Source organism: Pseudalgibacter alginicilyticus (assembly GCF_001310225.1).
Taxonomy (GTDB): Bacteria; Bacteroidota; Bacteroidia; order Flavobacteriales; family Flavobacteriaceae; genus Pseudalgibacter; species Pseudalgibacter alginicilyticus.
Genome location: NZ_CP012898.1, coordinates 2,255,142 through 2,269,855 on the forward strand (window position 1 = coordinate 2,255,142; position 14,714 = coordinate 2,269,855).

Below are 14,714 nucleotides of genomic sequence, written 5' to 3' on the forward strand. Positions count from 1 at the left end.
AAAAAACAGCACCTATTCCTATCTTTTCTTTTACCAATACAATAATGGACAACTACAAACCATGATATATGTCATATTTTGTATTTCTAACCAATTGTACCTTTGCTGATTAAATTTACAAGTATGAAAAAAATACATTCGTTTCACATTCCAGTAATGGGGATAGGTTTTACAATCGATACACCTTTAAAAGTAGCTCAATACGGTATGGATTCTGTTATTTCTTTGGTTGATGATATTTTGATTGAGAAGTTAAGAAAGATGTACAGTGAAAAGTTCGAAAAACCTTATACTGAAATTACTGACAAAATAGATGATTTTAGAGCAAAAAGAATCACATCTTATTTGAATTTAGTAAGCGATATTGCACATGAAAAATTCGAATTGTTAAAAAACATCACCATAGAAAAAAGTGATGAACTTTTAGCTTACATCCAAATGCTCCCTAATAATTCTGCATTAAAAGCCGACTTTTTTAAATTAACAGAAAAGGGATTTAATGCATCTGAAATTAAAAAATGGGCCAACAACAATTTAAAAATGGGTAATATTGACGTTAATATTATGACCAAAGTTGATAAGGACAATTATATAAAAAACAAAAAATTAGCTAACGAATATAATGATGCCCATGCAGCACTTAGAGGCTTTGCAAATAGTAAACTAAACTCTTCAGTCGTGCTTTCTGCTGGAATGAATCCAAGATTGTATGCTTATATGTCGCAGTTTGATGATTTTTATCCAGATGAAAATGGTGTTTTTAAGAAAAAAATTATTTTAAAAGTTAGTGATTATAGATCCGCATTAATTCAAGGAAAATTTTTAGCTAAAAAAGGATTATGGGTTTCAGAATACAGAATTGAATCTGGTCTTAACTGCGGTGGTCATGCCTTTGCTACAGACGGCTATCTTCTAGGCCCTGTATTGGCAGAATTTAAGGAGAACAAAGAAGAATTACGAACTTCTATTCAAAAGTTAATACATCAAGAGTTAACAAATCAAAAACGTATACTTCCTAAAGCGCAACTAAACATAGATATAACTGCTCAAGGTGGTGTTGGCACTGCTGAAGAACATGATTTTTTAATCGATGAGTATAATTTGGACTCTGTAGGCTGGGGATCACCATTTTTATTAGTTCCTGAAGCAACAACAGTGGATGACGCTACGCTTCAAAAATTAAGCAAAGCAACCGAGAAAGATTTGTATTTAAGCGATATTTCTCCTTTAGGGGTACCCTTTAATAATCTAAAAAATAACACAAAAGATATTGAAAAAGAAGTATTAATCAATAAAGGTAGACCAGGCAGTTCATGTCCTAAAAAGTTTGTATCCTTAAACAAGGAGTTTAAGGAAAAAGGTCTCTGTACAGCATCTAGAGAATATCAACATCTAAAAATAAAAGAATTAGACAACCTAAAATTACCATTAGACGAGTATAATATTAAGCTTAATAAAATTACTGAAAAGTCATGTACTTGTGTTGGCTTAGGAACTTCGGCTCTATTGGCCTATGGTTTGGGAACAAAAAAAGAAGGCCCTGGCGTATCTATATGTCCAGGACCAAATATGGCATATTACTCTAAAGTAATGAGTTTAGAGAATCTGGTAGATCATATTTATAATCGAGATAATGTTATTGCACGAACAGACCGTCCTAATTTATTTATCAAGGAGTTATTTATTTATATTGATTATTTAAAAAATAAACTTGAAGAATCAAAAGCTAATTTCAACAAAAAAGAAGAAAAATATTTAACTAATTTTACTAACAATATGAAAGCAGGTGTTGCTTATTATCAACATTTATTTTACAATGCTAAAAATGCTTTTAATGAAGTAAAACAAGTTATTTTAAACGAATTAGAATCTGGTGAAACAATATTAAAACAGATAAGTTTTGAAATTGAAAAGTTATCAAAAGAAAGAGCCACTGTTTTAATTTAAAAAAGTGTATCGCTTTACATTAAACAAAACACATCTTTAATAAACATATAACAAAACTTATTGTATAAATAGCAACAAGTTTTGTTATATCATTATGGCTGTAAATATTCCTTTGTCTTCAAAAAAAATTCATCAGAAATAATTATTTGTGATTTTTGCACGATATTTGCACCATAAAAATGTGTCATTCTGATTTTATAGAATGCGCTAATTTTGATTATAATGGATTTAGTAAAAGAAATAAATCGGCTTAAGAAGGAGAAAAATGCAGTTATTTTAGCGCATTATTACCAAGTTGCAGAAATACAAGACATTGCAGATTATGTTGGAGATAGTTTACAATTATCACAACAAGCTGCAGAAACAGATGCAGACATGATTGTGTTTGCAGGCGTTCATTTTATGGCAGAAACTGCTAAAATTTTGAGTCCAGATAAAACGGTTGTGTTACCTGAATTAAAAGCGGGTTGCTCTTTGGCAGATTCTTGTCCGCCTGAAGCATTTGAAAAATTTACGAAAGCTCACCCAGACCATGTAGTTATTACTTATGTTAACTGTTCTGCCGAAATTAAAGCATTAAGTGATATTGTTTGCACTTCTTCCAATGCACTAAAAATTGTAAATTCCGTACCAAAGGAAACACCAATTATATTTGCACCTGACAAAAATTTAGGTAAATATATTATCAGTCAAACAGGTAGAGATATGTTGCTTTGGGATGGTAGCTGCATTGTTCATGAAGCATTTTCAATTGACAAACTAATTGCTTTACATAAAAAATATCCAGACTATAAAATTATTGCGCATCCTGAATCTGAAACTCATATTTTAGATACAGCCGCTTATATTGGTTCTACCTCTGGAATGATAAACTTTGTAAAAGCGCATCCTAAAGAAAAGTTTATTGTAGCTACCGAAGCTGGAATTCTGCATAAAATGCAACAAGAGGTACCTAATACAGAAATGATACCTGCACCAGCTAAAGAAGACAATACTTGTGCTTGTAGTGAATGCCATTTTATGAAAATGAACACGCTTCAAAAATTATACGATTGCATGTTAAATGAATCACCGCAAATCGATGTTCCAGAAAAAATAAGAAAAAGAGCATTGTTACCCATTGAACGCATGTTAGAATTATCCAAATAATTATGATTACTGCAAATTATTTAGTGATTGGTTCAGGAATTGCAGGTTTAACCTTTTCGGTGAAAATTGCAGAACAATTCCCTGACCGAAACGTTGTTATTATTACCAAATCGAATGAAGAAGAATCTAACACCAAATATGCCCAAGGTGGCGTAGCTGTGGTTTTAGATGATGAAAAAGATTCTTTTAAAAAACACATTAAAGACACCTTAGTTGCTGGTGATGGATTATGTAACGAAGAGGTTGTTAAAATGGTAATTAAAGAAGGCCCCAAGCGCCTTGAAGAACTTATGGCTTGGGGAGCTAATTTTGATTTAGATAAAAGTGGCAATTTAGATTTAGGAAAAGAAGGTGGACATTCAGAATACAGAGTTGTGCATCATAAAGACATTACGGGCTATGAAATTGAACGTGCTTTATTAAAAAGAGTACACCAGTTGCCTAACATCTCTATTTTACCTCATCATTTTGCTATTGATTTAGTAACCAACCATCATATAAAAAATTCAAACCAAGATGAATTAGTATGCTATGGTGCATATGTTTTTAATCAAAAATCTGGTGAAATTTTTACAGTAAAAGCAAATAGTACTTTATTAGCCTCTGGTGGCATTGGCTGCGTTTATGGGCATACAACAAATCCTATCATAGCAACAGGGGATGGTATTGCAATGGCATACAGAGCTAAAGCTCGCATAAAAGACATGGAGTTTGTACAGTTTCATCCTACCGCTTTATATGAGGTAGAAGGCGAATCGTCATTTTTAATTTCTGAAGCTGTTAGGGGTTTTGGCGCTTATCTTCGTAACAAAAAAGGCTATAGATTTATGCCAGATTATGATAAACGCGCAGAATTAGCATCACGTGATATTGTTTCTCAAAGTATTGACAGTGAATTGAAAAAATCTGGTGATGCTCATGTTTATTTAGATTGTACGCATTTAGACATGAATGCTTTTAAAAACCATTTTCCTAATATTTATAATAAATGTTTACAGCATCATATTGATATAAAAACTGACTGGATTCCTGTGATTCCAGCATCACATTATTTATGCGGAGGAATAAAAGTAAACAAAAAAGGAAAAACCACTATTGATAATTTATTTGCCTGTGGAGAGTGCACTAGAACAGGTTTACACGGAGCAAACAGATTAGCTTCTAATTCTTTGTTGGAAGCTTTGGTTTATGCTCATAATATTTTTAAATATCATACTAAATACGAATATAAATATTTAGAAGTAGACATACCTGAATGGAATGATGAAGGTACTGTTATTGCTAAAGAGCATATTTTAATCCAGCACAACCTAAAACGCCTACAAGCTTTAATGCGAGATTATGTAGGTATTGTAAGAAGTAACAAACGATTAAAAAGAGCCATAAAACATTTAGATTTAATTCACGACGAGGTTGAAGAATTATACAAAGAATCTAAAATAACAACATCGCTTTGTGAATTAAGAAACATGGTTAACATTGCTCATTTAATTGTACGGCAATCTTTAGATAGAACCGAAAACAAAGGTGGGTATTATAATGTTGATAATGTTAAAAAATAAAACAAAAAAGACTGCCATCTTAAAGATGACAGTCTTAAATTTTAAGTATTTTCAAGTAGTATTTAGTAATTAAATATCATCATTCCCTTTAACAGGAGACTCTTTTAAACCAGCAATTACATTTGAGCTGTAATCTACTTCTTTAACAGTTCCATTTGTCCAATAGAACCACTTGCCGACTTTTTTACCATTATCATAATTTGCAGAAACAGTTTTTTTACCTTCTGTGTTAAAGCTTAACCACTCTCCTTGTAATTTACCATCTGCTGTGTAAGACCCAGTTTGACTTACAGCACCATTGTCATGATAATAAACAACATCAATTAAATTGGTTTCTTTGTTAAGTTTTAATTCTCTCTTTTGATCTTGACCAAAAGATACCACAGTAATTAAAAAGGTAAAAGTTAATAAAATTAATTTCTTCATAATTATGGGGGTTTTAACATTATATATCAAATATACACAAAAGATAACATTTAAGCAACTATTACGTAACATTAAATTAACATTAAAACAATAACAATATGATTATCAACTAAATACAATAAAAGATTTAACATTAAAATATTAATAATTAATTAATATAGGGATTACATTAAAATTACCTAAACACATGACATTTGCATTGTCTTAAGACAAATCAATTAGTATTTCATATAATCTATTAGTTTTTGTCGACTACATTATCATGATTTCTAATAAGACTGCCTTAGGCCAAGGCAGTCTTTATTACACTAAAAATCAATCACTTGAACAACATCAAAGACATCCACTAAGGAAATAGCGAAACAATTTTCAAGTATAACATGATGTGTATAAACTCAAAAAAACAGCTTTAATTTAATATCGTAAAATAAGGTTAAAAAATTGATAAAATAATACACACTAATACAATCTTTTACAAGTAAATTCTTCAATGTTAAATAGAAAATTTACTTTTATCGTGATTTTTAATTTCAACTTAAAATCATTTTAATTTTACAAATCAAATTGTAGTAAAAAAACATAACAATTACGTAACTTAGAATACTAAGTTAACAAAGATATTTGCAAATTATTTTAAAATAAATTATGGATAATATTTACTTATTAATGATTGTTGCCCTTGCCGTGTTAGCTATAGCCGATTTGGTAATTGGTGTTAGTAACGATGCAGTAAATTTTTTAAACTCAGCTATTGGATCTAAGGTTATTTCTTTTAGAACCATAATGATTGTAGCTGGATTAGGTGTGGCAATTGGAGCTGTATTTTCTAGCGGAATGATGGAAGTTGCAAGAAAAGGTATTTTTAATCCTCATGAATTCATGTTCAATGAAATTATGATTGTATTTATGGCAGTTATGTTAACTGATATCTTGTTATTAGATTTTTTTAATACCATAGGCATGCCTACATCAACAACAGTTTCTATAGTATTTGAATTATTAGGTGCTTCAGTAGCTATGGCTCTTATTAAAATTGGTCATGACGGAGGTTCATTTGTTGATTTGGTTAACTATATAAATACAAGTCAGGCTGGACAAATTATTTTTGGAATTCTCCTCTCAGTTGTCGTAGCATTTTCCATTGGAGCTTTAGTACAATGGGTAGCAAGACTTCTATTATCCTATGATTTTGAAAAGAAAGCAAATTGGGTAGGTGCTTTGTTTGGTGGTTTTGCTATTACCTCTATTACTTATTTTATTTTCATGAAAGGTATTGGGGGAACTAATTTTGCTAAACAAAGTTATGAATTTACTAAAGGATTAACTATTAAAGAGTTTTTAGAAACTCAAGTACTTTTAATTTTAGTCATAAACTTGGTGTTTTGGTCTTTGTTATCTTATATATTAATTGCAGTAGCGAAATTAAACATCTATAGATTAATTATTATAGCGGGTACCTTTGCTTTGGCGTTAGCTTTTGCTGGAAATGATTTAGTTAACTTTATTGGAGTTCCAATAGCTGGTTGGCAATCATACGAAGCTTGGTTAGCATCTGGTGTTTCGCCTGAAGCCTTCAGTATGGAATTTCTTGCGGATAAGGTCCCTACTCCTACGCTTTTATTGGTTTTAGCAGGTATCATAATGGTAGTTACCTTATGGTTTTCAAGTAAGGCTCAAACAGTTGTAAAAACCTCGTTAGATCTATCAAGCCAAGAAGCAACCAAAGAGCGTTTTCAACCTAACTTTTTATCTCGTGGATTTGTTAGAATAGCAGTAGGGGCTTCAGAAATGACCTCTTACATCCTACCTAAATCTTGGCAGGACAAAATTGAAGAACAGTTTGAAAAACCTGTTATAAATATATCTAAGTCCAAAACACATGAACTTCCTGCGTTTGATATGGTAAGAGCAGCAGTAAACCTTATGGTTGCAGCTATACTTATATCAATAGCAACATCTATGAAACTACCATTATCAACAACATACGTAACATTTATGGTTGCCATGGGTACTTCTTTAGCAGATAGAGCTTGGGGAGCTGAAAGTGCTGTATATAGAGTTGCAGGAGTTTTAAATGTTATTGGTGGTTGGTTTTTTACTGCTATCATAGCTTTTGTAGCTGCTGCTATTATTGCGTACTTATTAAATTGGAACGTCCATGTTATGGTGCCAGTTTTATTGTTATTAGCAACCTTACTTTTGGTTAGAAATTTCATTTCTCATAGAAAAAAAACAAAAGAAGTACGAGCTGAAGACTCCTTAAACAAAGCAGAGAGTAGTTCTGTGCAGGGAGTTATTCAAGAAAGTGCTGGCAATATTGCTAATGTTGTTAAACGTGGTAATAAAATTTACACCAATGCTATTAACGGACTTGCTAAACAAGATTTAGCATCCCTTAAAAAGAACAAAAAACAAATTATAAAATTGTCTGATGAAGTTGAAGATTTAAGAGACAATATATTCTACTTCATTAAAAATTTAGATGAATCAAGTGTTGGTGCCAGTAATTTTTACATTAACATATTAGGCTATTTACAAGACATCGTACAATCTTTAGAGTACATAACTAAGGTGAGTCATAAACACGTAAATAACAACCATAAAAAATTAAAATTCAGTCAAATTAAAGAATTAAAAGAAGTTGATGAACGCTTTGAAATATTGTTTAATAATACCAAAAATGCGTTTGAATCTAGATCTTTTGAAGAAATTGGAGTAATATTAGGAAGAAAGCAAGAAATAGTAGCCATGGTTAGTGATAAAATTCAAAAACAAGTGGAGCGTACTAGAAATGAAGAATCAAGTCCTAAGAATACAACACTATATTTTGGAATTTTATTAGAAACTAAAGATTTATTAATGGCTGTAATGAATCTTTTAGAAGAATACCATAATGCACATGATAGCTCGGTAAAACCAGCAACCGTTCAAGGTATTTCTGAAGAAGAATAATTGGGATATTATTAAAATAATAAAGCCGCTTTTATAAATTTAGAAAAGCGGCTTTATTTTATTTATAGTACTATTTAAAGGATTAACACTATACTGAACACCTATTCTAATTTTATTGTGCGTCACGCATAAACTCCTCTGCCTTTTCAACCATTAACCTACTACCACAAATAAAAGGCACACGTTCATGCAATTCTGTAGGTTGGATATCCATAATTCTGGTAAATCCATCACTAGCAAGACCATTAGCTTGTTCTGCTAAAAATGCAATAGGATTACATTCATATAACAGACGTAATTTTCCATTAGGGTTTTTAGAGCTCTGCGGATATAAATAAATTCCTCCTTTAATCATGTTTCTGTGAAAATCGGATACCAAAGAACCAATATATCTACTTGTATACGGTCTATCATCTTCTTCCTGTTGGCAATACTTAATATAATTTTTTATACCCTGTGGAAAATGAATATAATTACCTTCATTAACAGAATATATAGTACCACTTTCTGGAAATTCCATATTAGGGTGTGATAAGTAAAAGGACCCAATTGCTGGATTTAAAGTAAATCCATTAACACCATCGCCTGTGGTATAAACCAACATGGTGGACGTTCCATAAACTATGTATCCAGCCGCTACTTGAGCGCTTCCTTTTTGCATAAAATCTTCTAACATTACTGGAGTGCCGACTGGAGTTACACGTCTATAAATTGAAAAAATAGTGCCTACAGACACATTTACATCTATGTTTGATGAACCATCTAACGGGTCAATTAAAACTACATACTTATTTTGATGATTTTCATCTTGACTATTAATAGTAATAAAATCATCCTCTTCTTCACTAGCAATTCCGCAAACTATATTTCGTTTGGTAAGTGTTTGAATAAACTTATCATTAGCATATACATCCAATTTCTGCTGGTCTTCACCTTGGATATTAGTATCGCCAGCGGCACCTATTATATCCACTAATCCAGCTTTATTTACTTCATGATTTACTATTTTTGCTGCTAAACGAAGAGAGTTTAAAAGACTTGATAATTCACCTGAAGAATATTGAAACGACGATTGATTTTCTATAATAAACTCGCCTAAAGTTTGTTTTTTATGAGCCATAAGTTGGTTTGTTTTAGTTTATACAAATATCAATAAATTTTAAGAAACTACAACGTTTTCGTAGAAGTTAAGTCTTATACATAACAAAGTTTAAACTATATTTGAAATTATTTGTTTTTAAATATGAAATTCATAATTAGAAAAGCTAAAATTGAGGATATGGAAGAAGTCTTCAAACTAATTAAACAGTTGGCAGACTTTGAAAATGAACCAAATGCAGTAATTATTTCTGTTGAAGACTTAAAAAAAGATGGCTTTGGAAAACATCCAGCTTTTTTTTGTTTTGTGGCCGAAGTAAACACAAAAGTGGAAGGTATAGCCTTAGGATTTAACCGATATTCTACATGGAAAGGAAAGATCTTGCATTTAGAAGATTTAATTGTTAATCAATCTATGAGGGGATTAGGCATAGGTACTGCCCTTCTTGATGAAGTTATAAAATATGGACATGAATTAGGTGTAAAACGCATTAATTGGGAAGTACTTGAATGGAACAAACCTGCTATCAATTTATATAAACAAAAGGGAGCCAATATTATGGAAGATTGGCGCGTTGTTCATCTAACGAATCAGGGTATAAAAGATTATATTTCAAAATTATTAGATGAAAATATTTAAATTTGGAGGTGCTTCAATAAAAGATGCCACAGGCATAAAAAATGTGGCTACTGTGCTACAAAAAGTTGGATATAAAAACACGTTAGTTGTAGTATCTGCCATGGGTAAAACAACAAATGCATTAGAAATTGTAATTAAGAATTATTTTGAAAATAAACCGCAATTACAAAGTGCCATCCAAAAAGTTAAAAACTACCATAATGACATATTATGGGATTTATTCAGTGATGAAAGTCATGAAGCCTTTAAAAAAACAAATTTTTTTTTCAATGAATTGGATGTGTTTTTCAAAAGGAATAAATCACCAGATTACAACTTTGTTTATGATCAAGTAATTGGTTATGGTGAATTAATTTCTACAACAATTATAAGTGAATATCTAAATTATATTGGAATAAAAAACATTTGGATGGATGTGCGCGAACAAATAAAAACAGACCCTTATTACAGAAAAGCTAATGTGGATTGGGACGCTACACAATCATTAATTACATCAAAAATAAATAGAACTAACTTAAACATTACTCAAGGCTTTTTAGGCAGCGATTCTAATAATTTTACAACCACACTTGGAAGAGAAGGTAGCGACTATACAGCCGCCATTTATGGGTATTGTTTAAATGCACAAAGTGTAACCATTTGGAAAGATGTTCCTGGAGTTTTAAACGCAGATCCACGTTATTTTGAAAATGCTCAATTACTCAATAAAATATCATATCGTGAAGCTATAGAATTAGCTTTTTACGGAGCCTCAGTCATTCACCCTAATACCCTACAACCTTTACAAGGTAAAGAAATACCTCTTTATGTAAAATCATTTTTACATCCTGAATGTGCTGGCACAAAAATTAGCAAAAACATTGCCTTGGAACCTCTTATTCCGTGCTTTATTGTAAAAAAAGATCAGGTATTAATTTCTTTATCTTCATTAGATTTTTCATACATAGTGGAAGAAAACATTAGTACCATTTTTAATTTACTCCATATTTATAAAATGAAAGTAAATGTTATTCAAAACTCTGCGATAAGCTTTTCAGTGTGTGTGGACAATATTTACAATAATGTTGAAAAATTACTCCATCACTTAAAAGCAAAATTTAAGGTAAATTGTCAAGAAAATGTTTCACTTTATACGATTAGACACTACAATCAAAATGTCATAGATCAAATAGAAATAGGTAAAACCGTGTTATTAAAACAATTAACTAAAGAAACCGTTCAGTTAGTAACTGCACCAATTAAATAAACTATTTACTACCTTTACCACCATGAGCAAGCATAAAAATACTGGACTGGTAACAGCCAAAGAAGTAGCTAAAGCTATACAGCTTGCAAAATATGGCTTTGTAGGCACTTTTGTAGGCTGGATTTTAATGAAAGTTCTCAAAATATCTACCCTTAACAAAGTATATAACCGCAATAAACACCTTTCCGATTTATCTTTTTTAAACAGTCTTTTAGACGATTTTCAAATCAAATTTGAAATTCCGGAAGAAGACTTAAAACGTTTACCAAAAGATGGTGCGTATATAACTATTTCCAATCATCCACTTGGCGGGATTGACGGTATTTTACTTTTAAAATTAATGCTAGAACAGCGCAAAGATTTTAAAATTATAGCTAACTTTTTATTACATAGAATTGCTCCTTTAAAGCCATACATCATGCCGGTTAATCCTTTTGAAAACAGAAAAGATGTAAAGTCCAGCTTAACTGGTTTTAAAAATTCCATTCTGCATTTAAGAAAAGGACACCCATTAGGTATATTTCCTGCGGGTGAAGTATCAACCTATCGTGATGGTAAATTGGTAGTAGACAGGCCATGGGAATTGGCCGCAATGAAATTAGTAAAAAAGGCTGAAGTGCCTGTAGTTCCTATTTATTTTCATGCTAAAAACAGTCAGTTATTTTACAAGCTCTCAAAAATAAGTGACACATTTAGAACAGCTAAACTTCCATCAGAAGTACTTACGCAAAAGCGACGTACTATAAAAGTTAGAATTGGCAGACCTATATCTGTAGCCGATCAAAAAGAACATGGTAGCATTGAAGAGTTTTCAGAATTTTTAAGAAGAAAAACCTATATGCTTTCCAATGCTTTTGAAGACAAATCAAAAATATTAAATAATATATCATCTTCTTTAAAAACTCCTAAAAACCCTAAACGAATTGTTACACCTGTAAGTCCAGAATTAATGGCCAAAGAGGTTGAAGCACTTAGAAAGGAAAATGCCAGACTTTTGGAAAGTAAAAATTACGAAGTATTTTTAGCGCAAGCCGAGAAAATACCCAACATACTTCGTGAAATTGGTCGTTTGCGTGAAATTACATTTAGGGAAGTTGGTGAAGGCACCAATGAATCCATTGACTTAGATACTTTTGATCAATATTATCATCATATGTTTTTATGGGATAATGAAAAGAAGCTGCTTGCAGGCGCTTATAGAATGGGGTTAGGCTCCCAAATATTTAAACGCTTTGGTATCAATGGATTTTATTTACAAGACTTATTTAGATTTGAACCAGAGCTTCATAAAATGATGAGCGAATCTATTGAAATGGGGCGTGCTTTTATCATTAAAGAATACCAACAAAAACCCATGCCTCTATTTTTGCTTTGGAAAGGTATTGTACATATAACACTTCGCTATCCTGAGCACAATTATTTGATTGGTGGTGTAAGTATTAGTAATCAATTTTCAAATTTCTCAAAATCATTGATGATTGAATTTATGAAGTCTCACTACTACGACCCCTATATTGCTCAATATGTGCACCCTAAAAAAGAATTTAAAGTAAAATTAAAAGACGCCGATAAAGATTTTGTTTTTGACGAGACAGAAGCCGATTTAAACAAATTCGATAAAATTATTGATGAAGTAGAACCCGGCGCATTGCGTCTCCCTGTACTTCTAAAAAAGTATATCAAACAAAATGCCCGCTTAGTAGCATTTAATGTAGATCCATTATTCAACAACTCTGTGGATGGCCTAATGTATATTAAAATTGCTGACCTACCGGAAAGTACCGTGCGCCCCGTTATGGAAGAATTTCAAGCAGAATTAGAGCGTAAATTTTTAGAGAATAATGAAGGATAACATCCTTTTTTTTAACAATATTTTTATAAGCTATTAATAGGAATATAATCAGGTTATTTTTTTCACCTCTATACCTATTGATAGAATTAAAAGTTATATTTGAATATATTAACCCAAAATTTAACTTATTATGAATTGGTATTTAAAAGTATTAAAACAATACGCAGATTTTAAAGGAAGAGCTAGACGTAAAGAGTATTGGATGTTTTTCCTATTTAACATTATTATTTCTTATGGTATTATATTTTTGTCCATAGGGATAGATATACCTTCTTTGTCTATATTAAGTTCTATTTATTCTTTAGTAGTTTTAATTCCAGGACTTGCTGTTGGTGTTAGAAGAATGCATGATGTTGGTAAAAGCGGGTGGTTTTTATTAATTCCAATTTACAACTTAATATTAGCATGTACAGATAGCGAAGCAGGCACCAACAAATGGGGCCCAAACCCCAAAACAGCTACTGAAGAAATAGACCAAATAGGTTTAGAATAAACTTTTACAACAATACTCAAACAAAAAAAGGTAATCATTTAAAAATGATTACCTTTTTTTGTTTACAAATTTATATATGTTTTAAAACCAAGGTTTTTTACCAACTTGATACGTAGCATAAAACTCAGCATCCGATTTAGTTAAATATATAATCCCTTCTATTAAGCCAATAATACTCGCAAAACCACAAGTTACTATCGTTGCAATTAATTGAATAATCCCTTCTTTAGTGTATCCTAAAACAAATTTGTGAACACCAAAACCTCCAAAAAGGATTCCTAAAACTCCAGCTAATATTTTTTTGTTTTCCCCGGAAACACTGTCAAATGTTTCTTTAGCACTATTAGCAAATTCATTAGCAGATTCTTTAGCTCCTTTTGCAGCAGCATCTAGCTTCTCATTTAAATTTTTATCGTCAGACATTTTTATTATTTATTGGTTAGATAATCAAAGTTACTAAAAAATTGATTTCATTTCTGATTATACTTATTAATTTATAATAAATCACATGTATATTTCAAGAAACAAAACTATCTAAACAACATAATAGCACCTCCTAAAGCGGTAACAATCAAAATAAAACGCCTATAATTCACATTAGAAATTATCTTTACAATTGCAACTCCTATACAGAAACCAACAATAACGATTGGTAACATTACGGAATTTAAAATAAGGGTTTCTTTAGAAACCGTTTTCCATACAAAAATATGAAAGGGTAATTTGAAAAGATTGATAATAAAAAATAACCAAGCAGCGGTGCCTATAAATTCATTTTTTGGAAGCCGTATTGCTAAAAAATAAATATTAGAAATGGGCCCTGCTAAATTACCTACCATACTTGTAAAGCCAGATAAGAACCCCATAGTACCCGAAAATAAACGACTATTGGGTATTGTATCCGTTTTTCTGTTTTCATTATAAATCATGAGTACAACAGACACAATAATAATGACAGCCATAAGACGTTTAAAAACAATTTCAGAGATGCTATTTCCAAGCCAAGCACCAACTACCACACCAACAACCATTAACGGCAAGAGCTTAAAAACATATTTCCACTGTGTATGCCTATTATAATAAACAACCGCTAAAATATCTGCAGCAATAAGTAAGGGTAACAAAAAACCTGTAGATGCTTTTTCTCCAAAAACAAAAGCTAAAATAACAACAATAATAATCCCAATTCCTTTAATTCCAGATTTGGAAAATCCGAGTAAAAAAACAGCTAAACCAATAGCTATCCATTGTAATATTGATAAATTATAAGATTGGAGTATTTCGAAATAAGACAATAGTTTATATTTAAAAGTTATTTTTAATTGAACAAAGTTTCTCTGTTCAATCTT

Annotated in this window: 12 protein-coding genes; 8 read left to right on the plus strand and 4 right to left on the minus strand. The window is 31.1% G+C overall.

The genetic code is table 11. From position 1 onward, the window contains the following. The first annotated feature begins 123 nt into the window (after positions 1–123). The 3 genes from APS56_RS09470 (at position 124) to nadB (ending at position 4,658) form a co-directional block, all read left to right on the plus strand. Complete coding sequence (locus APS56_RS09470) at positions 124–1,947, plus strand: hypothetical protein (protein WP_054727518.1); 1,824 nt, start codon at positions 124–126, stop codon at positions 1,945–1,947. Between the two features lie 222 nt (positions 1,948–2,169). Further along, complete coding sequence (gene nadA, locus APS56_RS09475; RefSeq protein ID WP_054727519.1) at positions 2,170–3,096, plus strand: quinolinate synthase NadA; 927 nt, start codon at positions 2,170–2,172, stop codon at positions 3,094–3,096. A 2-nt stretch (positions 3,097–3,098) separates the two neighbouring features. Further along, positions 3,099–4,658: an L-aspartate oxidase gene (gene nadB / locus APS56_RS09480; RefSeq protein ID WP_054727521.1), complete on the plus strand. Its 1,560-nt coding sequence runs from the start codon at positions 3,099–3,101 to the stop codon at positions 4,656–4,658. Positions 4,659–4,727: 69 nt separating this feature from the next. Here nadB and APS56_RS09485 read toward each other — a convergent pair whose 3' ends face one another. Further along, positions 4,728–5,084: a toxin-antitoxin system YwqK family antitoxin gene (locus APS56_RS09485; RefSeq protein WP_054727523.1), complete on the minus strand. Its 357-nt coding sequence runs from the start codon at positions 5,082–5,084 to the stop codon at positions 4,728–4,730. A gap of 645 nt (positions 5,085–5,729) precedes the next feature. Between APS56_RS09485 and APS56_RS09490 the strand changes: the two genes are divergently transcribed. Next, the gene (locus tag APS56_RS09490; protein ID WP_054727524.1) at positions 5,730–8,036 is read left to right on the plus strand and encodes an inorganic phosphate transporter; all 2,307 of its coding nucleotides are present in this window, start codon (positions 5,730–5,732) and stop codon (positions 8,034–8,036) included. A 112-nt stretch (positions 8,037–8,148) separates the two neighbouring features. Here the strand turns inward: APS56_RS09490 and fbp are convergent, their stop codons facing one another. Beyond that, the gene (gene fbp / locus APS56_RS09495) at positions 8,149–9,156 is read right to left on the minus strand and encodes a class 1 fructose-bisphosphatase (RefSeq protein ID WP_054727526.1); all 1,008 of its coding nucleotides are present in this window, start codon (positions 9,154–9,156) and stop codon (positions 8,149–8,151) included. Positions 9,157–9,279: 123 nt separating this feature from the next. Here fbp and APS56_RS09500 point away from each other — a divergent pair, with 123 nt between their 5' ends. From APS56_RS09500 to APS56_RS09515, 4 genes are all read left to right on the plus strand, one after another. After that, entirely contained in the window at positions 9,280–9,774 is a 495-nt protein-coding gene (locus tag APS56_RS09500; RefSeq protein WP_054727528.1) for a GNAT family N-acetyltransferase, read from the plus strand. Further along, positions 9,761–11,020 carry an aspartate kinase gene (locus APS56_RS09505; protein WP_054727530.1) on the plus strand — a complete coding sequence of 420 codons (1,260 nt, stop codon included), beginning with the start codon at positions 9,761–9,763 and terminating at the stop codon, positions 11,018–11,020. Before APS56_RS09500 ends, APS56_RS09505 begins: the two co-directional genes overlap by 14 nt. A 22-nt stretch (positions 11,021–11,042) precedes the next feature. Then, the gene (locus APS56_RS09510) at positions 11,043–12,872 is read left to right on the plus strand and encodes a GNAT family N-acyltransferase (RefSeq protein ID WP_054727532.1); all 1,830 of its coding nucleotides are present in this window, start codon (positions 11,043–11,045) and stop codon (positions 12,870–12,872) included. Between the two features lie 130 nt (positions 12,873–13,002). Then, positions 13,003–13,365, plus strand: coding sequence for a DUF805 domain-containing protein (locus APS56_RS09515; protein WP_054727533.1), 363 nt, complete (start codon positions 13,003–13,005; stop codon positions 13,363–13,365). A gap of 81 nt (positions 13,366–13,446) precedes the next feature. On the opposite strand, the gene APS56_RS09520 is transcribed toward APS56_RS09515, so the two are convergent. Beyond that, positions 13,447–13,788: a TM2 domain-containing protein gene (locus APS56_RS09520; protein ID WP_054727535.1), complete on the minus strand. Its 342-nt coding sequence runs from the start codon at positions 13,786–13,788 to the stop codon at positions 13,447–13,449. A 107-nt stretch (positions 13,789–13,895) separates the two neighbouring features. Continuing rightward, positions 13,896–14,660, minus strand: a complete 765-nt coding sequence (locus APS56_RS09525) for a sulfite exporter TauE/SafE family protein (protein WP_082379307.1) — start codon at positions 14,658–14,660, stop codon at positions 13,896–13,898. Positions 14,661–14,714: the final 54 nt, after the last annotated feature.

Bases quoted from the DNA above. Each gene is read 5' to 3' on its own strand.
- APS56_RS09515 (WP_054727533.1), top strand. From the start codon at position 13,003: ATGAATTGGTATTTAAAAGTATTAAAACAATACGCAGATTTTAAAGGA.
- fbp (WP_054727526.1), bottom strand. From the start codon at position 9,156: ATGGCTCATAAAAAACAAACTTTAGGCGAGTTTATTATAGAAAATCAA.
- APS56_RS09520 (WP_054727535.1), bottom strand. From the start codon at position 13,788: ATGTCTGACGATAAAAATTTAAATGAGAAGCTAGATGCTGCTGCAAAA.
- nadA (WP_054727519.1), top strand. From the start codon at position 2,170: ATGGATTTAGTAAAAGAAATAAATCGGCTTAAGAAGGAGAAAAATGCA.
- APS56_RS09500 (WP_054727528.1), top strand. From the start codon at position 9,280: ATGAAATTCATAATTAGAAAAGCTAAAATTGAGGATATGGAAGAAGTC.
- APS56_RS09490 (WP_054727524.1), top strand. From the start codon at position 5,730: ATGGATAATATTTACTTATTAATGATTGTTGCCCTTGCCGTGTTAGCT.
- APS56_RS09510 (WP_054727532.1), top strand. From the start codon at position 11,043: ATGAGCAAGCATAAAAATACTGGACTGGTAACAGCCAAAGAAGTAGCT.
- APS56_RS09505 (WP_054727530.1), top strand. From the start codon at position 9,761: ATGAAAATATTTAAATTTGGAGGTGCTTCAATAAAAGATGCCACAGGC.
- APS56_RS09485 (WP_054727523.1), bottom strand. From the start codon at position 5,084: ATGAAGAAATTAATTTTATTAACTTTTACCTTTTTAATTACTGTGGTA.
- nadB (WP_054727521.1), top strand. From the start codon at position 3,099: ATGATTACTGCAAATTATTTAGTGATTGGTTCAGGAATTGCAGGTTTA.
- APS56_RS09470 (WP_054727518.1), top strand. From the start codon at position 124: ATGAAAAAAATACATTCGTTTCACATTCCAGTAATGGGGATAGGTTTT.